The organism is Caballeronia sp. LZ008, from assembly GCF_031451435.1.
In the GTDB taxonomy this organism is placed as follows: domain Bacteria; phylum Pseudomonadota; class Gammaproteobacteria; order Burkholderiales; family Burkholderiaceae; genus Caballeronia; species Caballeronia zhejiangensis.
In genome coordinates, this window is record NZ_JARUXK010000001.1 from 264,051 (window position 1) to 285,818 (window position 21,768).

Consider the following 21,768-nt stretch of genomic DNA (forward strand, 5'->3'; position numbering starts at 1 on the left):
GGCGGCCTTCGCCAAGAGAAGTTTCATTCGAAAATTTGCGCCCCCACGCGCATCGCCGGCATTTCCGCTTTTCTAGCGCGAGCGCCGGCACACCGAACCGTCGAACATGAACGCACCTCAAGCCTTCGATCCGAACGGCGCCCATGCCGCCTTGGCGCTCGATATCGAGCCGCGTCTCCGCGAAATTCCCTATAACTACACGTCGTTTTCCGATCGTGAAATCGTCATGCGGCTCCTCGGCGACGAAGCCTGGGCCGTGCTCGACGAACTGCGCAACGAGCGCCGCACCGGCCGTTCGGCGCGCATGCTGTACGAAGTGCTCGGCGACATCTGGGTCGTGCGGCGCAATCCGTATCTGCAGGATGACCTGCTCGACAATCCGAAACGCCGGGCGCTGCTCGTCGAAGCGCTGAATCACCGTCTCGCCGAAATCGAAAAGCGCCGCAGCGCCGATCTCACCGCGCATAGCGACGAAGCCGGCAGCCGCGAACGCGCCGAGCGCGTGCAGTTGCTGGTCGCCGCCGCGCGCCGCGCCGTCGATGATTTCGCCGCCGAGTTCGGCCGCATGGCCGACTTGCGCCGCCGCGCGTCGCGTGTTCTGGGCAAGGAAACGCAGAAGGACAACATCAAGTTCGACGGCCTGTCGCGCGTCGCGCACGTCACCGATGCGACCGACTGGCGCGTCGAATACCCGTTCGTCGTGCTGACGCCGGACACCGAAGCCGAAATCGCCGGACTCATCAAGGCGTGCTTCGAACTCGGGCTTACCGTTATTCCGCGCGGCGGCGGCACCGGCTACACCGGCGGCGCGATTCCGCTCACGCCGTTTTCGGCGGTCATCAACACGGAAAAGCTGGAACAGCTCGGTCCCGTCGAAATGACGGATCTGCCGGGCGTCGATCACAAGGTCGCGACGATTTTCTCCGGCGCGGGCGTGGTCACGCGGCGCGTCACCGAAGCGGCGGAGCAGGCGGGCTTCGTGTTCGCCGTCGATCCGACTTCGCTCGATGCGTCGTGCGTCGGCGGCAATGTCGCGATGAACGCGGGCGGCAAGAAGGCGGTGTTGTGGGGCACGGCACTCGACAACCTCGCGTGGTGGCGCATGGTCGATCCGGAAGGCAACTGGCTCGAAGTCACGCGTCTCGATCACAACTGCGGCAAGATTCACGACGTCGAAGTGGCGCGTTTCCGGCTCGACTGGTTCGACGGCAATCGTCCGCCGGGCGAGAAGCTGCTGCGCACCGAAAGCCTCGACATCGCCGGGCGCACGTTCCGCAAGGAAGGGCTCGGCAAGGACGTCACCGATAAATTCCTCGCCGGGCTGCCCGGCGTGCAGAAGGAAGGCTGCGACGGTCTCATTACGTCCGCGCGCTGGATTTTGCACAAGATGCCCGCGCATACGCGCACCGTCTGCCTCGAATTCTTCGGCCAGGCGCGCGATGCGATTCCGAGCATCGTCGAAATCAAGGACTATCTGTTCGAGACGTCGAAGCAGGGCGGCGCGATCCTCGCCGGCCTCGAACATCTCGACGAACGCTATCTGCGCGCGGTCGGCTACGCGACCAAGAGCAAGCGCAACGCGTTTCCGAAGATGGTGCTGATCGGCGATATCGTCGGCAATGACGCCGATGCCGTCGCCGCCGCCACATCGGAAGTCGTGCGCATGGCGAACGGCAAGAGCGGCGAAGGCTTCGTCGCGGTGAACGCCGAGGCGCGCAAGCGTTTCTGGCTCGACCGCTCGCGCACGGCCGCCATCGCGAAGCACACGAACGCGTTCAAGATCAACGAAGACGTCGTGATTCCGCTCAATCGCATGGGCGAGTACACGGACGGCATCGAGCGCATCAACATCGAGTTGTCGCTGAAGAACAAGCTGCAACTCGTCGACGCGCTCGAAGCGTTCTTCCGCAACGGCAAGCTGCCGCTCGGCAAGTCCGACGACGCGAACGAAATTCCGAGCGCCGAACTGCTCGAAGACCGCGTGCAGCAGGCGCTCGATCTGCTGAAGCGCGTGCGTGAGCGCTGGACGTTCGTCGGCGACAAGCTCGACATGTCCTTGCGCGAGGCGCAGCACTATCTCGTCAATCTGGGCTACGAAGCGCTCGCGGAAAAGTTCGCGGATCGCGTCGACATTCAGCCTGACGCCAACGTGTTCCATGTCGCGCAGGACCGTACGGTGCGCGTGTCGTGGAAGCAGGAAATCCGCGCGGAACTGCGCAAGATCTTCAACGGCGGCGAGTTCAAGCCGATCCTCGACGAAGCGCAGGCCATCCACAAGCAAGTGCTGCGCGGGCGCGTCTTCGTCGCGCTGCACATGCATGCGGGCGATGGCAACGTGCACACGAACATTCCCGTCAACTCCGACAACTACGCGATGCTGCAGGACGCGCATCACGCGGTCGCGCGCATCATGAAGCTCGCGCGTTCGCTCGACGGCGTGATCTCGGGCGAGCACGGCATCGGCATCACGAAGCTGGAATTCCTGACCGAAGACGAAATCGGCGATTTCCGCGCGTACAAGCAGCGCGTCGATCCGCATGGCCGCTTCAACAAGGGCAAGCTGTTCGACGGCGCCGATCTGCGCAACGCCTACACGCCGTCGTTCGGGCTGATGGGCTACGAGTCGATCATCATGCAGCAGTCGGATATCGGCGCGATTTCCGAGTCGATCAAGGACTGCCTGCGCTGCGGCAAGTGCAAGCCGGTCTGCGCGACGCACGTGCCGCGCGCGAACCTGCTCTACAGCCCGCGCAACAAGATTCTCGCGACGTCGCTGCTCGTCGAAGCGTTTCTGTACGAAGAGCAGACGCGCCGCGGCGTGTCGATCAAGCACTGGGACGAGTTCAACGACGTCGCCGATCACTGCACGGTCTGTCACAAGTGCGTGACGCCGTGTCCGGTGAAGATCGATTTCGGCGACGTGTCGATGAACATGCGCAATCTGCTGCGCAAGATGGGCAAGAAGAAGTTCAACGCGGGCAACGCGGCGGGCATGTTCTTCCTGAACGCGACGAATCCGCAGACCATCAATCTCGCGCGCAACGTGATGATGGACTTCGGCTACAAGGCGCAGCGTTTCGGCAACGATGTGCTGAAGAAGATCGTCAAGAAGCAGACGGCGCAGCCGCCCGCGACGGTCGGCAAGCCGCCGGTCGTGACGCAGGTGATCCACTTCGTCAACAAGAAGATGCCGGGCAATTTGCCGAAGAAGACGGCGCGCGCGCTGCTGGATATCGAGGACAACAAGATCGTTCCGATCATCCGCAATCCGCAGACGACCACCGTCGATTCGGAAGCCGTGTTCTATTTCCCCGGCTGCGGCTCGGAACGTCTCTTCTCGCAAGTCGGGCTCGCGACGCAAGCGATGTTGTGGGAAGCGGGCGTTCAGACCGTGCTGCCGCCGGGCTATCTGTGCTGCGGCTATCCGCAGCGCGGTTCCGGCCAGTACGACAAGGCCGAGAAGATCGTCACCGACAATCGCGTGCTGTTCCATCGCGTCGCGAATACGCTGAACTATCTCGATATCAAGACCGTGGTCGTGTCGTGCGGAACGTGCTACGACCAGCTCGCGGGCTATGAATTCGAGAAGATCTTCCCGGGCTGCCGGATCATCGACATTCACGAGTTCCTGCTCGAGAAGAACATGAAGCTCGACGGCGTGACCGGCACGCGCTACATGTATCACGATCCGTGTCACTCGCCGATCAAGACGATGGACCCGGTCAAGCTCGTCAACGATCTGATGGGTTCGCAGAACGACGGCTACAAGATCGAGAAGAGCGATCGATGCTGCGGCGAATCGGGCACGCTCGCGGTCACGCGTCCGGACATCTCGACGCAAGTGCGCTTCCGCAAGGAAGAAGAGATTCGCAAGGGCGCGGCCAAGTTGCGCGGCATTCCGCTCGTCGCGGAAGCGGGCTCGAACGCGATCAATCCGATGAACGCGTCTGCGGGCTCGGCCGGCGCGGCGCCCGGTTCGGTGCTCTCCGCAGGCGATGGCGCGCAGACCAACGGCACGGACGTGAAAATCCTGACGAGCTGTCCGTCGTGCCTGCAAGGTCTGTCGCGCTACAACGAGGACGCCAACGTCGAGGCGGACTATATCGTCGTGGAAATGGCGCGCAAGGTGCTCGGCGAAAACTGGATGGAACAGTACGTCGAACGCGCGAACAATGGCGGTATCGAGCGCGTGCTGGTGTAATAGCGAAATCGAGGTTTGATTCGCTAGAGGTATGAGATGGACTGTGTGTTTTGCCGTGAAGACGGCGGCGAAGTGCTGTGGTCGGACGACACGTTGCGCGTCGTCCTTGCCGATGAGCCCGACTGGCCGGGCTTGTGTCGCGTGATCTGGGGCGCGCACGTCGCCGAAATGTCCGATTTGCCGGATGCCGACCGCGTGCGCGTGATGACCGCCGTCAACGGCGTCGAGCGCGCGATGCGCCGCGTGCTCGTGCCGGAAAAGATCAATCTGGCAAGTCTCGGCAATCAGGTGCCGCACGTCCACTGGCACGTCATTCCACGCTTTTCCAACGATTCCCGCTTTCCTCTGCCGATCTGGGCGCCGCGCCAGCGCACGGTGTCCGAATCGCAGCTATCGAAGCGCCGCGCGCAGGCCACGCTTTTGCGCGAACAGGTGCGCAACGAGCTGAACCAGGCCTTCGGCCATCAATAAGACGAGATCATGAGCGGACTCACTTCCACGACGCCGATTCCCACCGGCGTCGTCGTGCATTCGAAATCGCGCGTGCTGGAGCTGCAATACGGCGACGAGTCGTATCGCGTGCCGTTCGAGCTTCTGCGCGTCTATTCGCCGTCCGCCGAAGTGCAGGGCCACGGCCCCGGACAGGAAACGCTGCAAACCGGCAAGCGCGAGGTGACGATCATCGGCGTCGATCCGGTCGGGCACTATGCGCTGCAACTCAATTTTTCGGACGGTCACAATACCGGCATCTATTCCTGGGACATCCTGCACGACCTGGCGACGCGTCAGGACGAACTGTGGCGCGAGTATCTGGCGAAGCTGGAAGCCGCCGGCGTGGACCGAGACGCGCCGATGGCCGCAAAACCATCCGGCGGACACTGTCACTGAGCAATAGGGCTGCGGCATAACGCCGCATAGCCGGCGCGAGTTTTGCGCAGACATAGAACGAACAACAGGCGAGGAAAACGCGCGATGAGCAAGACCCACTTCGGATACGAAACGGTCGAAGAGCAGGACAAGGCGAAGAAAGTGGCGGGCGTGTTTCATTCCGTCGCGGGCAACTACGACTTGATGAACGACCTGATGTCCGGCGGACTGCATCGGATCTGGAAACACTTCACGATCGGGCAGGCCAAGGTGCGGCCGGGCTACAAGGTGCTGGACATCGCCGGCGGCACGGGCGATCTCGCCATGGCGTTTGCCAAGCAGGCCGGCGAGACCGGCGAAGTCTGGCACACGGACATCAACGAATCGATGCTGCGCGTGGGCCGCGACCGGCTGATCGACAAAGGCGTGCTGACGCCCGCGCTGCTCTGCGACGCCGAAAAGATTCCGTTCCCGGTCAATTATTTCAATGTGGTTACAGTTGCCTTCGGTCTTCGTAACATGACGCATAAGGATCGCGCGTTGGCCGAAATGACGCGCGTGTTGAAACCCGGTGGAAAGCTGCTCGTGCTGGAATTTTCGAAAGTATGGGAGCCGCTAAAGAAGCCGTACGATGTCTACAGTTTCAAGATTTTGCCGTGGCTTGGCGAAAAAGTGGCTAAAGATGCGGATAGCTATCGGTACTTGGCCGAGTCCATCCGCATGCACCCGGACCAGGAAACTCTCAAAACAATGATGGAACAAGCGGGCCTGGATCGAGTCGAATATTACAATTTGTCAGGTGGCGTGGTAGCGTTACACGTCGGGACCAAATTTTGATGTTCCACTCTCTTAAGGATTCGATATGTTCGATTCGCGCAAACCCCAATCCCGGGGTTTCCTGAACCTCTTCTTCAGGAAGGCCGGAATCTTGGCGCTGGCTGGCGTTATTGCGGCCGGCGCAATCTTCGCGGAAACGGCGGAAGCCAAGCGTATGGGCGGCGGCCGCAGCATGGGCCGTCAGTCGGCCACGGCAACGCAGCAGCATCAGGCGACGCCGCCTTCGCAGTCTCAATCGATGCAGCAGAACAACGCAGCGCAGGCACAACGCGCGCCGGCCGCGCCGGCCGCACCCGCCGCGGCGCAACCCGCGCGCAATCGCTGGCTCGGGCCGATCGCCGGTCTCGCGGCGGGTCTCGGCATCGCGGCGCTCCTGTCGCACTTCGGGCTGGGCGAGGCGTTCGCCGGCGCGATGGCCAACATGATCATGATCGCGTTGATCGTGCTGGCGGCCGTCATGCTGTTCCGCTTCATCATGCGCAAGCGTCAGGGCAACAACACGCCGGCATACGCGGGTGCCGGATCTGCTTCGGGTTCGCCGTACGGCGCGGCCGCGCGCCAGAGCCTGAATCAGGAACCGCCGCAAATGCCGCAGCAGCCGACCGGTTTCGGTGCCAACTACATCGAATCGCCGGCGACGCAAGCGGTCGCGAATCCCAACGTGCCGGCGGGCTTCGACACCGAAGCATTCGTGCGTAACGCGAAGGTCTACTTCGTGCGTTTGCAGGACGCGTGGGATCGCGGCAACGTCAACGACATCCGCGAGTTCACGACGCCCGAGATGTTCGCCGAGGTGAAACTCGACGTCGACGCACGCGGCAGCGCGCCGAACCGTACCGACGTGGTTCAGCTCAACGCCGATGTGCTCGGTGTCGAGGACCGCGCGTCCGAGTATCTCGCGAGCGTGCGCTTCCACGGCCTGATCCGCGAGTCGGAAGGGGCGGCGGCGGAACCGTTCGTCGAGGTCTGGAACCTGTCGAAGCAGAAGTCGGGCAACGAAGGCTGGCTGCTGGCGGGCATTCAGCAGGTCAGTTGAGCTTGACCATGCCCTTGGCCGAATGGCCAGGGCGCCGGCAACCGTCGGTGTGATGGCCGGTTGCGAAGGTAGAATAGAAACCCGCGCGAGAAGTGTCCCGCGCGGGTTTTTTCATCTCACAGCCGATGACGAACGCAGACGAATCCGCCCGTCCCGCAGCAAATCCCGCCTTGAAGACCGCGTCCAGTGGATTCGCGGCCGCCGTGAACCATCTGCTCGTGCGCGAGCCCTGGGCGCTCGAGCGGCTCAAGCCTTATGCAGGCAAGCGCGTGAAGCTGTCGTGCGGGCCGGTTTCGATCGCGCTCGTCGTGCAGCCGGACGGTCTCTTCGCGGCAACCACGGAAGCGGAAGCGGGCGCATTCGACGTGACGATCGCCGTGCCGCTCGACGCGCTGCCCGCGTTCGTGCAAGGCGGCCAGGCGGCGGTGATGAAACACGTTCGCATCGAGGGCGACGCCGAATTCGCGACGACGCTCGCCAAGCTGGCCGAACATCTGCGCTGGGATCCGGAAGAGGATCTGGCGCGCGTAATCGGCGACGCGCCCGCGCATCGCGTTGGCATCATCGCGCGGGCGGTGCAGGAGCAGGCGCAGCGCACCGGGCGCAATCTTCTTGACACCTTCACCGAGTATTTCCTCGACGAGCGCCCGCAACTCGTGCGCAAGAGCGCGCTCGACGCATTCAATGCCGAGCTTTCGAAAGCGCGCGATGCACTGGCGCGCGTCGAAAAGCGCATCGAAAGAATCGAACGGCAAACCGAACAATCCCGGCCGGCGAGCGGCGCCTCAGCGCGATCCGGCGGCGAGTCTGTGCGCGACTCGCACGAATAACGAGCTGAAGCAAATTCGAACCATGCGTTTTCTGCGTTTCCTCAAGATTTTTTTCACGATCGTCCGATTCGGTCTCGATGAGCTGGTGATGAGCGGCATCGACGATCGTCGCGTGCGCTACCTCATGCGTATCACGACGTTCGGCCGCAGGTTCGACGTCGAGCGCGGCATCCGCTTGCGGCTCGCGCTGGAAAGCCTCGGGCCCATCTTCGTGAAGTTCGGGCAAGTGCTGTCGACGCGGCGCGATCTTCTGCCCGTCGATGTCGCCGACGAGCTCGCCAAGCTTCAGGATCAGGTGCCGCCGTTCGATTCGGCGGTGGCCGTGTCGATCATCGAGAAATCGCTCGGTGCGCCCATCGACGAATTGTTCGACGATTTCGAGCGCGTGCCGGTGGCGAGCGCGTCCATCGCGCAGGTGCATTTCGCGAAGATCAGGAACGGCGAGCACGCGGGAAAGGCCGTCGCGGTGAAGGTGTTGCGCCCGGGCATGCTGCCCGTGATCGACTCCGACCTCGCCCTGCTGCGCGACATCGCGACGTGGGCCGAGCGCCTCTGGGCGGACGGCCGGCGTCTGAAACCCCGCGAAGTGGTCGCGGAGTTCGACAAATATCTGCACGACGAGCTCGATCTGATGCGCGAGGCCGCCAACGGCAGCCAGTTGCGCCGCAATTTCCAGGGGCTCGATCTGCTGCTCGTGCCGGAGATGTACTGGGACTTGTCCGCGCCGACGGTGCTCGTCATGGAGCGCATGGTCGGCGTGCCGATCAGCCAGGTGGAGACCTTGCGCGCCGCGGGCGTCGATATTCCCAAGCTGGCGCGCGAAGGCGTCGAGATTTTCTTCACACAAGTGTTCCGCGACGGCTTCTTTCACGCCGACATGCATCCCGGCAACATTCAGGTGAGCCTCGATCCGGCGACGTTCGGGCGCTATATCGCGCTGGATTTCGGCATCGTCGGGGCGCTTTCGGACTTCGACAAGAACTACCTCGCGCAGAACTTCCTCGCCTTCTTCAAGCGCGACTATCACCGCGTCGCGACGCTGCACCTCGAATCCGGCTGGGTGCCGCCGAGCACGCGCGTCGAGGAACTGGAAAGCGCGATCCGCGCGGTCTGCGAGCCCTATTTCGATCGCGCGCTGAAGGACATCTCGCTCGGGCAGGTGCTGATGCGCCTTTTCTCGACGTCGCGACGCTTCAATGTCGAGATTCAGCCTCAACTCGTGCTTCTGCAAAAGACGATGCTCAACGTCGAAGGACTCGGGCGCTCGCTCGATCCGGAGCTGGATCTGTGGAAAACGGCCAAGCCGTATCTCGAGCGCTGGATGAACGAGCAGATCGGCTGGCGCGGCTGGTACGAGCGCCTTCAAATGGAAGCGCCGCAGTGGAGCAAGACGATTCCGCAGCTGCCGCGGTTGATTCACCATATTCTGGCGGAGCGCCACGACGCGCCGAAAAGCGGCAGCGACGAACTGATGCGAATGCTCCTTGCGGAGCAGAAGCGCACGAACCGCCTGCTCGTCGCGGTGCTCGTTGCCGGTGTCGTCGCGATGGCGGGCGCGGGCTTCGTAATCGCGCAGTTCTGGCTCCATCCCTGAAGGCGCGCAGCATGAGCGATCCGACGAACTCAAACGTTCCCGATTTCGAAAACCGCGATCCGAACTCTCCGGGTTTCTGGGATGAACGTTTCGGTCAGCACTTCACGCCGTGGGATCAGGCCGGCGTTCCGGAGATGTTCAAGAGTTTCGTCGCGTCGCGCAGTGCGCAGAGTGTGCTGATTCCGGGCTGTGGCAGCGCGTACGAAGCGCTCCATCTTGCCGAACGCGGCTGGCCGGTCCGCGCAATCGACTTCTCGCCGGCCGCTGTCGAGGCGGCGCGCGCGCAACTCGGCGCGCATGCGGGCGTCGTCGAAGAGGCGGATTTTTTTGCGTATGTGCCGCCGTTTTCGCCGGATTGGATCTACGAGCGCGCGTTTCTCTGCGCGCTGCCGAAGACCCGCTGGCAGGATTACGCCAGCCGGATGGCGGCGTTGCTTGCGCCCGGCGCGCTGCTGGCGGGCTTCTTTTTCATCGGAGCGACGCCGAAAGGGCCGCCTTTCGGAATCGAGCGCGCCGAACTGGATGCGCTACTGTCGCCGCACTTCGAATTGATCGAAGACCGCGAGGTGAGCCACTCGATACCCGTATTCGCCGGCCGCGAGCGCTGGATGACGTGGCGGCGAATCTGAGCCAGCCGGCTTGAAATTCGCCGCCGACGCCCTGAAATATTGCGCGGTTAATCTTGCGCCCGCGGTCCCGAAAAGCGCGGGCCAATATCGGTTTGCGGCTATAATTCAAGGCTTTGCAAGCGTCGACAGATCATTGTAGGAAGAGTGCCATGCCGATTTACGCGTACCGTTGCGCCGACTGCGGCCACGAAAAAGACGTGCTTCAGAAACTGAGCGATGCGCCGCTCACGCAGTGTCCCGCCTGCGGGAAGGACACTTTTTCGAAGCAGGTGACCGCCGCCGGATTCCAGTTGAAGGGTTCAGGCTGGTATGTCACCGACTTCCGTGGCGGAAACAGCAATGCCGGCAACAAGAGCAACGCGGCCGCGTCTGACGCATCGGCGGCGAAATCGGACGATGCCGCTTCGGCCGGTTCCGGCAACTCGAATTCGAGCGATAGCGCGACGCCGGCGAGCACGCCATCATCCTCGGATGCCGCCAAACCCGCCGCGGGCGCGTCCGCATCGTCGAGCGCCGCCTGAGCGCCAGACGGCCGGCGCGGCCGGCCACATGCCGCGCCGATGACCTCGTAGACCGCGCTCAGCCGAGCGCGACCCGCCTGCCAAGCCGAATCTCCGACGCACTCGAGAGCCGGCGCAGCCTTCGCCCCGTGTAAATGACCACGAAAAAGACTACGCTGAAAACCGTGTTCCTCACCGGCCTGCTCGTGCTGGTGCCGCTCGCCATCACCTTGTGGGTGCTCGGGCTCGTGATCGGAACGATGGACCAGACGCTGCTTCTGCTGCCGCAATCGTGGCAGCCCGAGCGGATCGTCGGTTTTCATCTGCCGGGCGTGGGCGCGGTGCTGACGCTTGCGTTCATTTTCATCGTCGGGCTGTTGACGCAGAACTTCGTCGGCCAGAAGCTCGTGAAATGGTGGGACGCCATCCTTCGTCACATTCCGGTCGTCGGCCCGTTGTACACGAGCGTGAAACAGGTGTCGGACACGTTGCTGTCTTCGAGCGGCAACGCGTTTCGCAAGGCGCTCCTGATCGAGTATCCGCGCAAAGGCTCGTACACCATCGGATTTCTCACGGGCATTCCGGGCGGCGACGTGCTGAATCATCTCGATGAAGAGCACGTGAGCGTCTATGTGCCGACGACGCCGAACCCGACGTCCGGCTTCTTCCTGATGATGCCGAAAAGCGAAGTCGTCGAACTGGACATGACCGTCGATGCCGCACTGAAGTACATCGTCTCGATGGGCGTGGTGGCCCCTTCGCCGAGCGCACCGACACCGGTCGCGCCAGCCCGCCGCCCCACCGAGCCGCCGATGTAATGCCGGCGCGCGCGCAGCGAGAGTCAGCCGCGAGAGAGCATGACCCGAGCGCGCGAGCCGTTGATTAACGAACAACGAAAGACACAACATCATGTCGATGCGATCTGAATACTGCGGTCTGGTGACCGAGGCCCGACTGGGCGAAACCGTCTCGCTGTGCGGATGGGTGCATCGCCGGCGCGATCACGGCGGCGTTATCTTCATCGACTTGCGCGACCGCGAAGGCCTCGTTCAAGTCGTCTGCGACCCGGACCGCGCCGAGATGTTCAAGGTGGCCGAAGGCGTGCGCAACGAGTTCTGCGTGCAGGTGAAGGGCGTCGTGCGCAACCGTCCGGAAGGCACCGTCAATGCGAACCTCACGAGCGGCAAGATCGAAGTGCTGTGCCACGAACTCGTGGTGCTGAACGCATCGGTGACGCCGCCGTTCCAGCTCGACGACGACAACCTGTCGGAGACCACGCGCCTCACGCATCGCGTGCTCGACCTGCGCCGTCCGCAGATGCAGAAGAATCTGCGCCTGCGCTATCGCGTCGCGATGGAAGTGCGCAAGTATCTCGACGCGCAGGGCTTCATCGACATCGAAACGCCGATGCTGACCAAGAGCACACCGGAAGGCGCGCGCGACTACCTCGTGCCGTCGCGCGTGAACGCGGGCCAGTTCTTCGCGCTGCCGCAGTCGCCGCAATTGTTCAAGCAATTGTTGATGGTCGCGAACTTCGACCGTTACTACCAGATCACCAAGTGCTTCCGCGACGAAGACCTGCGCGCCGACCGTCAGCCGGAATTCACGCAGATCGACTGCGAAACCTCGTTCCTCACCGAGCAGGAAATCCGCGATCTGTTCGAGAACATGATCCGCCACGTCTTCAAGGAGACGATGGAAGTCGCGCTGCCCGAGAAATTCCCGGTCATGCTGTACTCGGAAGCGATGCGCCGCTTCGGCTCCGACAAGCCGGATCTGCGCGTGAAGCTCGAATTCGCCGACCTGACGGATGCCGTGAAGGACGTCGACTTCAAGGTGTTCAGCATGCCGGCCAACTCGAAGGACGGCCGCGTCGCGGCGCTGCGCGTGCCGAAGGGCGGCGAGTTGTCGCGCGGCGACATCGACGGCTACACGGAATTCGTGCGCATCTACGGTGCGAAGGGGCTCGCGTGGATCAAGGTCAACGACAAGACCAAGGGCCGCGACGGCCTGCAAAGCCCGATCGTCAAGAATCTGCATGACGCGGCGCTCGCGGCGATCATGGAGCGCACGGCGGCGGAAGACGGCGACATCATCTTCTTCGCGGCGGATCGCGCGAAGGTCGTGAATGACAGCCTCGGCGCGCTGCGTCTCAAGATCGGTCATTCGGAATTCGGCAAGGCGAACGGCCTGCTGGAAACCGGCTGGAAGCCGCTGTGGGTCATCGACTTCCCGATGTTCGAGTACGACGAGGAAGAGAACCGCTACGTGGCCGCGCATCACCCGTTCACGAGCCCGAAGGACGAGCACCTCGAGTATCTGGAAACGGACCCGGGCCGCTGCCTTGCGAAGGCGTACGACATGGTGCTGAACGGCTGGGAAATCGGCGGCGGTTCCGTGCGTATCTTCCAGGAAGACGTGCAGAGCAAGGTGTTCCGCGCGCTGAAGATCGGCGCTGAAGAAGCCCGCCTGAAGTTTGGCTTTTTGCTCGACGCGCTGCAGTACGGCGCGCCGCCGCATGGCGGCATCGCGTTCGGTCTGGACCGCATCGTCACGCTGATGTCCGGCGCCGATTCGATCCGCGACACGATCGCGTTCCCGAAGACGCAGCGCGCGCAGGATCTGCTCACGCAGGCCCCGAGCGAAGTGGACGAGCGCCAGTTGCGCGAGTTGCACATCCGTCTGCGTCAGCCGGAGCAGAAAGCGCAATAAGCAGCTTTCGTTGTCGATGTGATGAAAAAGGCGCCGGGTGCGCCTTTTTCGTTTTTTGCGTTACAGTCTTTGGGCATAAACAGATAAAGAAACGCGCGTTCAAAAGCTCATGCAGAAGCCGCCCAAAATTCCCGAATCCGTCCTCGTCGTCATTCATACGCCCGAGCTCGACGTGCTCATCATCGAACGCGCGGATCACAAGGGCTTCTGGCAATCGGTGACGGGCTCGAAGGATCACATCGACGAGCCGCTCATCGAGACCGCCGCGCGCGAGGTGCAGGAAGAGACGGGCATCGTGATAGGCAGCGCGCTCGTGCCCGAGAACGCGCTGCTCGACTGGCATCACAGCATTCAGTACGAGATTTATCCGCAATGGCGGCATCGCTACGCGGAAGGGATCATGCGCAACACTGAGCATCAGTTCAGCCTGCTCGTGCCACATTGTCTCGAAGTGACGCTCGCGCCGCGCGAACACACCGCGCATCTCTGGCTGCCGTTTCGCGAGGCCGCCGACCGATGCTTCTCGTGGTCGAACCGGGAAGCGATCCTGCAATTGCCCGAGCGCCTCGCGGCGCATAACCGATGATCGGACTGCGTCCCCGGCGCAGTTTCAAGCGGCTGCGCCAGGCGCTGTTCTCCGGCCGCCGGCCGCCGCGCTTATGCTTTACGACGGGCAATCACGTCAGGCTCTTCAAAGGTGGCGTGCAGTTCTTCCCGGCGTTGATCGAGCGGATCGACAACGCGCGCAAATCGGTGTCGCTCGAAACCTACATCTTCGCCAACGACGACATCGGTCGCGCCGTCTCCGATGCGCTCGTGCGCGCCGCCGAGCGTGGCGTCACGGTACGCGTGATCACGGATGGCATCGGCACGGAAAGCAATCTGCCGATGTTCGAGCTCTGGAAGGCGCGCGGCGTCGAGCATCGCATCTATAATCCGCATCTGCTGTTCGGTCCGCAAGGCTGGTCGCGCACGCATCGCAAGCTCGCGCTGATCGACGAGACCTTTGCGTTTTGCGGCGGCATCAATATCGTCGACGACTACGACCAGAACGGCACGCGTCTGGAGCGTCCGCGCTGGGATTTCGCGATGGAGGCGCAAGGCCCCGTCGTCAAGGACGTGCGCGAAGCGTTCGATCTCCAATGGCAGCGCATCCGGCTCGGCGTGAAGCCGCGTCAGCCGTCGCAGCCGGGTTGTGAAACGCAAGAGAGCGATCGCGCGCCCGGCCGATGGAACGCCCGTCGCGCCATGCTGGCACGCCGGCGCGCGCGTCTCGGCGAGATTCACGCGGTCGATCGCCCGTGCGTCGCGTTCGTCGCGCGCGACAATTTGCTCAACCGGCGCGCGATCGAAAAGGCGTATCTGCGGGCGATCGCGAACGCCGAGAGCGAAGTCCTGCTGGCGAATCCTTACTTCATGCCGGGTCGCAAGCTGCGGCGCGCGCTTGTCAACGCGGCGGAGCGCGGCGTGCGCGTGTCCCTCGTCATTGGTCGTAAGGAGTTCGTCGCGCTCGATTACGCGACGCCGTTTCTCTACGGCAATCTGCTCAAGCATGGCGTGAGGATCGCCGAGTATGAGAAGACGATGCTTCACGGCAAGGTCGCGGTAGTGGACGCGGACTGGGCGACCATCGGCTCATCCAATCTCGATGCGCTTTCGCTCGTGCTCAACAACGAGGCCAACATGGTGCTCGTCAATCATTCCGAGATCGCGGGGTTGCACGACGCCATTCTTCAGGCTTTTGACGAAGGCCGCCCCATCGATGAAAAACACTATGCGGCGCGGCCCGTTACGGAGCGCACGCTTAATTGGCTGGCTTATAACACGTACCGGCTGATGATGAAGGTGATCACCATCGGGCAGTACGATTAACCTGCCTTTTAGCAGCGATTGCGCAAAAATACATACCGACAAGCAGCGCTGCAGAAGGCTTCCCACGAATCGGGAAATTCGGGCAGTCACTTACAGGCAGTCCGTACATAAAACGCGACAATGAACCCGGACATTGTTGAGATTTATCCTATAGACAAGGCTTGGCGTTTTAGAAATGCGTGTCTAAAAATCTGCTTGTATCACCAACGTTCGGCCATAATAATAGAACGGCCGTTCGATTTTACGGGTCACATAAGAACGGTAGGGACATCATGCGAAAAGGCGAACAGACGCGGGCCGCGATTCTCGACGCAGCGCTGGAGTTGGCAAGTCGGGACGGGCTGGAAGGGCTGACGATCGGCCTGTTGGCCGAACGGATGCAAATGAGCAAGAGCGGTGTGTTTGCGCATTTCGGGTCGCGCGAGGACTTGCAGGTGGAAGTAGTGCGCGAGTACCACAGGCGCTTCGAAGATGAGGTGTTCTTTCCGAGCCTGCGTGAGGTGCGAGGCCTGCCGCGATTGCGCGCGATGATGAATCGCTGGATGGAGAAACGCATCCAGGAAGTGACCACGGGTTGTATCTATATCAGCGGAGCGGTGGAGTACGACGACCGCGCCGCGAGCGCCGTGCGCGAGCAGCTCGTGCATAGCGTGAGCATGTGGCGCGAGGCGCTGCTGCGCGCGATCCGCCAGTCGAAGGACGAAGGGCATCTGAAGGCGGAAACCGATCCGCATCTGATGCTGTTCGAGCTGTACAGCTTTACGCTCGGCCTGCATCACGACGCGCGCTTCCTGCATCTGCCGGAAGCCGTGCAACTGACGCGGGACGCGCTGGAAAAGACGATTCAGTCGTATCAGACGTCGAGTGCGGGCGCGAATGGAAGCGTTGCGCAGCCGACTCCGATCCCGGCCACGAATCTGACATCGCAACAGACCGACAGCCGTTAGCGGCGCCGTTCGAATCGACAAAGGGTTCGGCGGCGCGCAACCAGACGCTTGAAGAAACTGGAGAGACTCATGGGACAGTACGCCGCCCCCCTTCGCGACATGCAGTTCGTGCTGCACGAAGTGCTGAACGTGGAAGCCGAATTGAAGAGCATGCCGAAGCATGCCGACCTCGACGCCGACACCATCAATCAGGTGCTCGAGGAAGCCGGGAAGTTCTGCTCCGAAGTCGTGTTCCCGCTCAATCAGAGCGGCGACCGCGAAGGCTGCACTTACGAGGGCGATGGCGTCGTGAAGACGCCTGCCGGCTTCAAGGAAGCTTATCGGCAGTACATCGATGCAGGCTGGCCCGCGCTCGGATGCGATCCCGAGTACGGCGGCCAGGGCTTGCCCGCGTTCGTGAACAACGCGCTTTACGAAATGCTCAACTCGGCGAATCAGGCCTGGACGATGTATCCGGGCCTGTCGCACGGCGCCTACGAATGCCTGCATGCGCACGGCACGCCGGAGCAGAAGTCGACGTATCTCTCGAAGCTCGTCTCGGGCGAGTGGACCGGCACGATGTGCCTCACGGAACCGCATTGCGGAACGGACCTCGGCATTCTGCGCACGAAGGCCGAGCCGAATCCCGACGGCTCGTACGCGCTCACCGGCACGAAGATCTTCATTTCGAGCGGCGAGCACGACATGGCCGAGAACATCGTTCATCTGGTGCTCGCGCGTCTGCCCGGCGCGCCGATGGGCACCAAGGGCATCTCGCTTTTCATCGTGCCGAAGTTCGTACCGGACGCGAACGGTGCGGTCGGTGCGCGCAACGACATCAAGTGCGGCTCGATCGAGCACAAGATGGGCATTCATGGCAACGCGACCTGCGTGATGAACCTCGACGGCGCGAAGGGCTGGCTCGTCGGCGAGTCGAACAAGGGCTTGAACGCGATGTTCGTGATGATGAACGCAGCGCGTCTGGGCGTTGGCATGCAGGGTCTCGGGCTGACTGAAGTCGCGTATCAGAACTCGCTCGTGTACGCGAAAGAGCGTCTGCAGATGCGCTCGCTGACCGGCCCGAAGGCGCCGGAGAAGGCCGCCGATCCGATCATCGTGCATCCGGATGTGCGTCGCATGCTGCTCACGCAGAAGGCCTATGCCGAGGCGGGCCGCGCGTTCACGTACTGGGCGGCGTTGAATATCGACAAGGAACTGTCGCATGCGGATGAAGCCGTGCGCGCCGAAGCCGCCGATTTTGTCGCGCTGCTGACGCCGGTCATCAAGGCTTTCCTGACCGATAACGCGTTCGAAGGCACGAACATGGCGATGCAGATCTACGGCGGACATGGCTTCATCTCCGAATGGGGCATGGAGCAATACGTCCGCGATGCGCGCATCAACATGATCTACGAGGGCACGAATTCCATTCAGGCGCTGGACCTGCTGGGCCGCAAGATTCTCGGCGACATGGGCGCGAAGCTGAAGCGCTTCGGCAAGCTGGTTGCGGACTTCGTCGAGCAGGAAGGCGTGAAGCCGGAGATGCAGGAGTTCATCAATCCGCTCGCGGATATCGGCGAGAAGGTGCAGAAGCTCACGATGGAGATCGGCATGAAGGCCATGCAGAATCCCGATGAGGTCGGGGCTGCTGCTGTGCCCTACCTGCGCACTGTCGGGCATCTCGTGTTTTCTTATTTCTGGGCGCGGATGGCGAGGGTTGCGCTCGATCGTGCCTCTGGCGGTGATGCTTTCTATAAGGCCAAGCTGGCCACCGCGCGGTTCTATTTCGCCAAGCTGCTGCCTGAGACCGCTTCTACGATTCGCGCTGCTCGGGCCGGTGCCAAGCCTATGATGGATTACGACGAAGCGTTGTTTTGATGTTTTTGCTTTCGCTTCTGCTTTCGCTTTCGGGGGATCCCGTTTTCGTGTCGGTCTATTAGCTCTGCCCCTGTGCGGGGCGGCAGTGCTAATGGACCGACGCGAAAACAGGATTGCACGAAGGCGGAAGCGAACCCGAGCGAAAGCGAAAGCGAACAAAAAAGCGAAAGCCGCAGCAAGACGAAACCCCAAACATTCACGAACCCCGGAGTGACCCCACCGTGAACGTCAAAAAAGTCGCCGTGCTCGGCGCGGGCGTGATGGGCGCGCAGATCGCCGCCCATCTGATCAACGCCCGCGTCCCGGTCATGCTCTTCGACCTTCCGGCCAAGGAAGGCCCGAAGAACGCCATTGCGCTGAAGGCCATCGAGAATCTGAAGAAGCTGTCGCCCGCCCCGTTCGGCGTGAAAGACGACGCTCAGTACATCGAACCCGCGAACTACGACGACGACATCGAGAAACTGAAAGAATGCGATCTCGTGATCGAAGCCATCGCCGAGCGCATGGACTGGAAGCACGATCTCTACAAGAAGGTCGCACCGCACATCGCGCCGCACGCGATCTTCGCGAGCAACACGTCGGGCCTGTCGATCACGGAGCTGTCGAACGGCTTCTCCGATGAACTCAAATCGCGCTTCTGCGGCGTGCACTTCTTCAATCCGCCGCGCTACATGCATCTGGTCGAGCTGATCCCGACCGCATCCACGAAGCCCGAGATCCTCGATCAACTCGAAACGTTCCTGACGAGCGTGATCGGCAAGGGCGTCGTGCGCGCAAAAGACACGCCGAACTTCATCGCGAATCGCGTCGGTGTGTTCTCGATTCTCGCGGTCATCGCCGAAGCCGAAAAGTTCGGCCTGCGCTTCGACGAAGTCGACGATCTCACCGGCTCGCGCCTCGGCCGCGCGAAGTCCGCGACGTTCCGCACAGCCGATGTCGTCGGTCTCGACACGATGGCGCACGTCATCAAGACGATGCAGGACAACCTGCCCGACGATCCGTTCTTCGCCGTCTACAAGACGCCGCCCGTGCTCGACGCGCTCGTCAAGAACGGCGCGCTCGGCCAGAAGACGGGCGCGGGTTTCTATCGCAAGGAAGGCAAGGCGATCAAGGTTCTCGATCCGAAGACGGCTTCTTATGTCGATGGCGGGGCGAAAGCCGACGAACTCATCGGCCGCATTCTGAAGCGTCCGCCAGCCGAGCGTTTCAAGCTCTTGCGCGAAACCGACAACAAGCAGGCGCAGTTCCTCTGGGCGATCTTCCGCGACGTGTTCCACTACATCGCGGTCCATCTGGAATCGATCGCGGACAACGCGCGCGACGTCGATCTCGCGATCCGCTGGGGCTTCGGCTGGAACCAGGGACCGTTCGAAAGCTGGCAAGCCGCGGGCTGGCAGCAGATCGCGAAGTGGGTCCAGGAAGACATCGATGCAGGCAAGGCGCTCTCGAACGCGCCGCTGCCCGCGTGGGTGCTCGATGGTCCCGTCGCCGAGAAGAACGGCGTGCACACGGACGAAGGTTCGTGGTCGCCCGCCGCGCGCCGTTTCGAGCCGCGCTCGAGGCTGCCCGTGTACGAGAAGCAGGTGTTCCGCGCGCCGCTCGTCGGTGAGACGGGCGCCGATCCGAAGACCTACGGCAAGACGCTCTTCGAAACCGAAAACGTGCGCGCGTGGCTCGACGACGATCAAAGCGATGTCGTGATCGTGTCGTTCAAGTCGAAGATGAACACCATCGGTCCGGGCGTGATCGACGGCCTCACGCAAGCCATCGAACTCGCGGAGAAGGAATACCGTGGGGTCGTGATCTGGCAGCCGACTTCGCTGCAACTCGGCGCGCCGGGCGGTCCGTTCTCGGCGGGCGCGAATCTCGAAGAAGCGATGCCCGCGTTCATGATGGGCGGCGCGAAGGGCATCGAGCCGTTCGTGAAAAAGTTCCAGCAAGGCATGATGCGCGTGAAATACGCGAACGTGCCGGTCGTGTCGGCGGTTTCGGGCATTGCGCTCGGCGGCGGTTGCGAGCTGCTGCTGCATTCGGCGAAGCGCGTCGCGCATGTCGAGAGTTATATCGGTCTCGTCGAAGTGGGCGTCGGTCTCGTGCCGGCGGGCGGCGGTCTCAAGGAAGCGGCACTCCGCGCGGCGGAAGCGGCGAGCGCCGTTAACGCGACCAGCGATCTGCTCAAGTTCCTGCAGAAGTCCTTCGAAAACGCGGTGATGGCGAAAGTGTCGTCCTCCGCATTCGATGCCCGCGCGATGGGCTATCTGAAGCCGTCCGACACGATCGTCTTCAACGTGCACGAACTGCTCGACATCGCGAAGAAGGAAGCGCGCGCATTGAGCGCATCGGGCTATCGTCCGCCGTTGCGCGTGAAGCAGGTGCCGGTCGCGGGCCGCTCGGCGATCTCGACGATCAAGGCGTCGCTCGTCAACATGCGCGACGGCCGCTTCATCAGCGATCACGACTATCTGATCGCGAGCCGTATCGCCGAAGCCGTGTGCGGCGGCGATGTCGAAGCGGGCAGTCTCGTCGACGAAGAATGGCTGCTGGCGCTGGAGCGCCGCGCGTTCGTCGAGCTGCTCGGCACGCAAAAGACGCAAGAGCGAATCATGGGCATGTTGCAGACCGGCAAGCCGGTGCGTAACTAAGCGGAGCTGCATAAGATGAGCAAACAACTTCAAGACGCATACATCGTCGCCGCGAGCCGCACGCCGATCGGCAAGGCGCCGCGCGGCGTGTTCAGGAACACGCGCCCGGACGAGCTGCTCGTCCACGCGATCAGGTCGGCCGTCGCGCAGGTGCCGGGGCTCGATACGAACGTGATCGAGGACGCGATCGTCGGCTGCGCGATTCCCGAGGCCGAGCAAGGACTGAACGTCGCGCGCATGGGCGCGTTGCTCGCGGGCTTGCCGAATACCGTCGGCGGCGTCACGGTGAACCGCTTCTGCGCGTCGGGCCTGACGGCGCTCGCGATGGCGGCGGACCGCATCCGCGTCGGCGAAGCCGATGCGATGATCGCCGGCGGCTGCGAGTCGATGAGCATGGTGCCGATGATGGGCAACAAGCCTTCGCTGTCGCCGCATATCTTCGATCGCAACGAAGATGTCGGCATCGCGTACGGCATGGGGCTGACGGCGGAGCGCGTCGCGGAACGCTGGAAGGTGAGCCGCGAGGCGCAGGACGCGTTCGCCGCGGAGTCGCATCGCAAGGCGTTGGCCGCGCAGCAAGCGGGCGAATTCGCCGATGAAATCGCCGCATACACGTTGAACGAGCGCTTCCCCGATCTCGCATCGGGCGAAGTTCGCGTGAACGCGCGCGAGATCGCGCTCGACGAAGGTCCGCGCGCGGATACGTCGGTCGAAGGTCTCGCGAAGCTGCGTCCCGTGTTCGCGAACAAAGGCTCGGTGACGGCGGGCAACAGCTCGCAGACGTCGGACGGCGCCGGCGCGCTGATCGTCGTGTCGGAAAAGATCCTGAAGCAGTTCAACCTCACGCCGCTCGCGCGCTTCGTGAGCTTCGCGGTGCGCGGCGTGCCGCCCGAGATCATGGGCATCGGGCCGAAGGAAGCGATTCCGGCCGCGTTGAAGGCGGCGGGCCTGAAGCAGGACGATCTCGACTGGATCGAGCTGAACGAAGCGTTCGCGGCGCAGGCGCTCGCGGTGATCGGCGATCTCGGACTCGATACGTCCAAGGTCAATCCGCTCGGCGGCGCGATCGCGCTCGGCCATCCGCTCGGCGCGACGGGCGCGATCCGCGCGTCGACGGTCGTGCACGGCCTGCGTCGCCGCAACCTGAAGTACGGCATGGTGACGATGTGCGTCGGCACCGGCATGGGCGCGGCGGGCATCATCGAGCGGCTTTGACGCAAACGGTCCGCGAGTGCCGAAAGCTC

17 protein-coding genes are annotated in these 21,768 nt (G+C 62.8%); all 17 read left to right on the plus strand.

The genetic code is table 11. The features are described 5' to 3' along the window. Positions 1-106: 106 nt before the first annotated feature. The 17 genes from QCE49_RS01325 (at position 107) to QCE49_RS01405 (ending at position 21,739) form a co-directional block, all read left to right on the plus strand. Positions 107-4,201: an FAD/FMN-binding oxidoreductase gene (locus QCE49_RS01325; protein WP_250456611.1), complete on the plus strand. Its 4,095-nt coding sequence runs from the start codon at positions 107-109 to the stop codon at positions 4,199-4,201. A 36-nt stretch (positions 4,202-4,237) separates the two neighbouring features. Further along, positions 4,238-4,672: an HIT family protein gene (locus QCE49_RS01330; RefSeq protein WP_008351633.1), complete on the plus strand. Its 435-nt coding sequence runs from the start codon at positions 4,238-4,240 to the stop codon at positions 4,670-4,672. Positions 4,673-4,681: 9 nt separating this feature from the next. After that, positions 4,682-5,089 (plus strand): gamma-butyrobetaine hydroxylase-like domain-containing protein, encoded by a 408-nt coding sequence (locus QCE49_RS01335; protein ID WP_008351631.1) that lies wholly within the window; start codon positions 4,682-4,684, stop codon positions 5,087-5,089. A gap of 84 nt (positions 5,090-5,173) precedes the next feature. Continuing rightward, positions 5,174-5,905: a bifunctional demethylmenaquinone methyltransferase/2-methoxy-6-polyprenyl-1,4-benzoquinol methylase UbiE gene (ubiE, locus tag QCE49_RS01340; RefSeq protein WP_250456610.1), complete on the plus strand. Its 732-nt coding sequence runs from the start codon at positions 5,174-5,176 to the stop codon at positions 5,903-5,905. A gap of 25 nt (positions 5,906-5,930) precedes the next feature. Beyond that, the gene (locus tag QCE49_RS01345; protein WP_008351625.1) at positions 5,931-6,941 is read left to right on the plus strand and encodes a Tim44-like domain-containing protein; all 1,011 of its coding nucleotides are present in this window, start codon (positions 5,931-5,933) and stop codon (positions 6,939-6,941) included. Between the two features lie 125 nt (positions 6,942-7,066). Next, a complete protein-coding gene (locus tag QCE49_RS01350) occupies positions 7,067-7,771 on the plus strand; it encodes an SCP2 sterol-binding domain-containing protein (RefSeq protein WP_051996412.1) in 705 nt (234 codons plus the stop codon). 22 nt (positions 7,772-7,793) lie between these two features. Then, entirely contained in the window at positions 7,794-9,365 is a 1,572-nt protein-coding gene (gene ubiB, locus QCE49_RS01355; RefSeq protein ID WP_008351622.1) for a ubiquinone biosynthesis regulatory protein kinase UbiB, read from the plus strand. Between the two features lie 11 nt (positions 9,366-9,376). Continuing rightward, positions 9,377-9,994 carry a methyltransferase gene (locus QCE49_RS01360; protein ID WP_250433651.1) on the plus strand — a complete coding sequence of 206 codons (618 nt, stop codon included), beginning with the start codon at positions 9,377-9,379 and terminating at the stop codon, positions 9,992-9,994. Positions 9,995-10,143: 149 nt separating this feature from the next. Next, positions 10,144-10,515 carry an FmdB family zinc ribbon protein gene (locus QCE49_RS01365; RefSeq protein WP_008351617.1) on the plus strand — a complete coding sequence of 124 codons (372 nt, stop codon included), beginning with the start codon at positions 10,144-10,146 and terminating at the stop codon, positions 10,513-10,515. Positions 10,516-10,649: 134 nt separating this feature from the next. After that, positions 10,650-11,312 (plus strand): DUF502 domain-containing protein, encoded by a 663-nt coding sequence (locus tag QCE49_RS01370; protein ID WP_008351614.1) that lies wholly within the window; start codon positions 10,650-10,652, stop codon positions 11,310-11,312. A 91-nt stretch (positions 11,313-11,403) separates the two neighbouring features. After that, positions 11,404-13,206, plus strand: coding sequence for an aspartate--tRNA ligase (aspS, locus tag QCE49_RS01375; protein ID WP_008351612.1), 1,803 nt, complete (start codon positions 11,404-11,406; stop codon positions 13,204-13,206). Between the two features lie 109 nt (positions 13,207-13,315). Beyond that, positions 13,316-13,792 (plus strand): dihydroneopterin triphosphate diphosphatase, encoded by a 477-nt coding sequence (gene nudB, locus QCE49_RS01380; protein WP_008351611.1) that lies wholly within the window; start codon positions 13,316-13,318, stop codon positions 13,790-13,792. Beyond that, positions 13,789-15,078 (plus strand): phosphatidylserine/phosphatidylglycerophosphate/cardiolipin synthase family protein, encoded by a 1,290-nt coding sequence (locus tag QCE49_RS01385; RefSeq protein WP_034470584.1) that lies wholly within the window; start codon positions 13,789-13,791, stop codon positions 15,076-15,078. The genes nudB and QCE49_RS01385 overlap by 4 nt, the downstream gene beginning before the upstream one ends. A 272-nt stretch (positions 15,079-15,350) precedes the next feature. Further along, positions 15,351-16,025 carry a TetR/AcrR family transcriptional regulator gene (locus tag QCE49_RS01390; RefSeq protein ID WP_008351607.1) on the plus strand — a complete coding sequence of 225 codons (675 nt, stop codon included), beginning with the start codon at positions 15,351-15,353 and terminating at the stop codon, positions 16,023-16,025. 69 nt (positions 16,026-16,094) lie between these two features. Next, a complete protein-coding gene (locus QCE49_RS01395; RefSeq protein WP_008351605.1) occupies positions 16,095-17,882 on the plus strand; it encodes an acyl-CoA dehydrogenase C-terminal domain-containing protein in 1,788 nt (595 codons plus the stop codon). A 221-nt stretch (positions 17,883-18,103) separates the two neighbouring features. Beyond that, on the plus strand, positions 18,104-20,524 hold the full coding sequence (locus QCE49_RS01400) for a 3-hydroxyacyl-CoA dehydrogenase/enoyl-CoA hydratase family protein (RefSeq protein ID WP_309805636.1): 2,421 nt from the start codon (positions 18,104-18,106) through the stop codon (positions 20,522-20,524). Between the two features lie 15 nt (positions 20,525-20,539). Continuing rightward, on the plus strand, positions 20,540-21,739 hold the full coding sequence (locus QCE49_RS01405; RefSeq protein WP_034470589.1) for an acetyl-CoA C-acyltransferase: 1,200 nt from the start codon (positions 20,540-20,542) through the stop codon (positions 21,737-21,739). Positions 21,740-21,768: the final 29 nt, after the last annotated feature.

Coding starts and splice junctions, on each gene's coding strand:
- QCE49_RS01325 (WP_250456611.1), top strand. CDS start 107: ATGAACGCACCTCAAGCCTTCGATCCGAACGGCGCCCATGCCGCCTTG.
- QCE49_RS01330 (WP_008351633.1), top strand. CDS start 4,238: ATGGACTGTGTGTTTTGCCGTGAAGACGGCGGCGAAGTGCTGTGGTCG.
- QCE49_RS01335 (WP_008351631.1), top strand. CDS start 4,682: ATGAGCGGACTCACTTCCACGACGCCGATTCCCACCGGCGTCGTCGTG.
- ubiE (WP_250456610.1), top strand. CDS start 5,174: ATGAGCAAGACCCACTTCGGATACGAAACGGTCGAAGAGCAGGACAAG.
- QCE49_RS01345 (WP_008351625.1), top strand. CDS start 5,931: ATGTTCGATTCGCGCAAACCCCAATCCCGGGGTTTCCTGAACCTCTTC.
- QCE49_RS01350 (WP_051996412.1), top strand. CDS start 7,067: ATGACGAACGCAGACGAATCCGCCCGTCCCGCAGCAAATCCCGCCTTG.
- ubiB (WP_008351622.1), top strand. CDS start 7,794: ATGCGTTTTCTGCGTTTCCTCAAGATTTTTTTCACGATCGTCCGATTC.
- QCE49_RS01360 (WP_250433651.1), top strand. CDS start 9,377: ATGAGCGATCCGACGAACTCAAACGTTCCCGATTTCGAAAACCGCGAT.
- QCE49_RS01365 (WP_008351617.1), top strand. CDS start 10,144: ATGCCGATTTACGCGTACCGTTGCGCCGACTGCGGCCACGAAAAAGAC.
- QCE49_RS01370 (WP_008351614.1), top strand. CDS start 10,650: ATGACCACGAAAAAGACTACGCTGAAAACCGTGTTCCTCACCGGCCTG.
- aspS (WP_008351612.1), top strand. CDS start 11,404: ATGTCGATGCGATCTGAATACTGCGGTCTGGTGACCGAGGCCCGACTG.
- nudB (WP_008351611.1), top strand. CDS start 13,316: ATGCAGAAGCCGCCCAAAATTCCCGAATCCGTCCTCGTCGTCATTCAT.
- QCE49_RS01385 (WP_034470584.1), top strand. CDS start 13,789: ATGATCGGACTGCGTCCCCGGCGCAGTTTCAAGCGGCTGCGCCAGGCG.
- QCE49_RS01390 (WP_008351607.1), top strand. CDS start 15,351: ATGCGAAAAGGCGAACAGACGCGGGCCGCGATTCTCGACGCAGCGCTG.
- QCE49_RS01395 (WP_008351605.1), top strand. CDS start 16,095: ATGGGACAGTACGCCGCCCCCCTTCGCGACATGCAGTTCGTGCTGCAC.
- QCE49_RS01405 (WP_034470589.1), top strand. CDS start 20,540: ATGAGCAAACAACTTCAAGACGCATACATCGTCGCCGCGAGCCGCACG.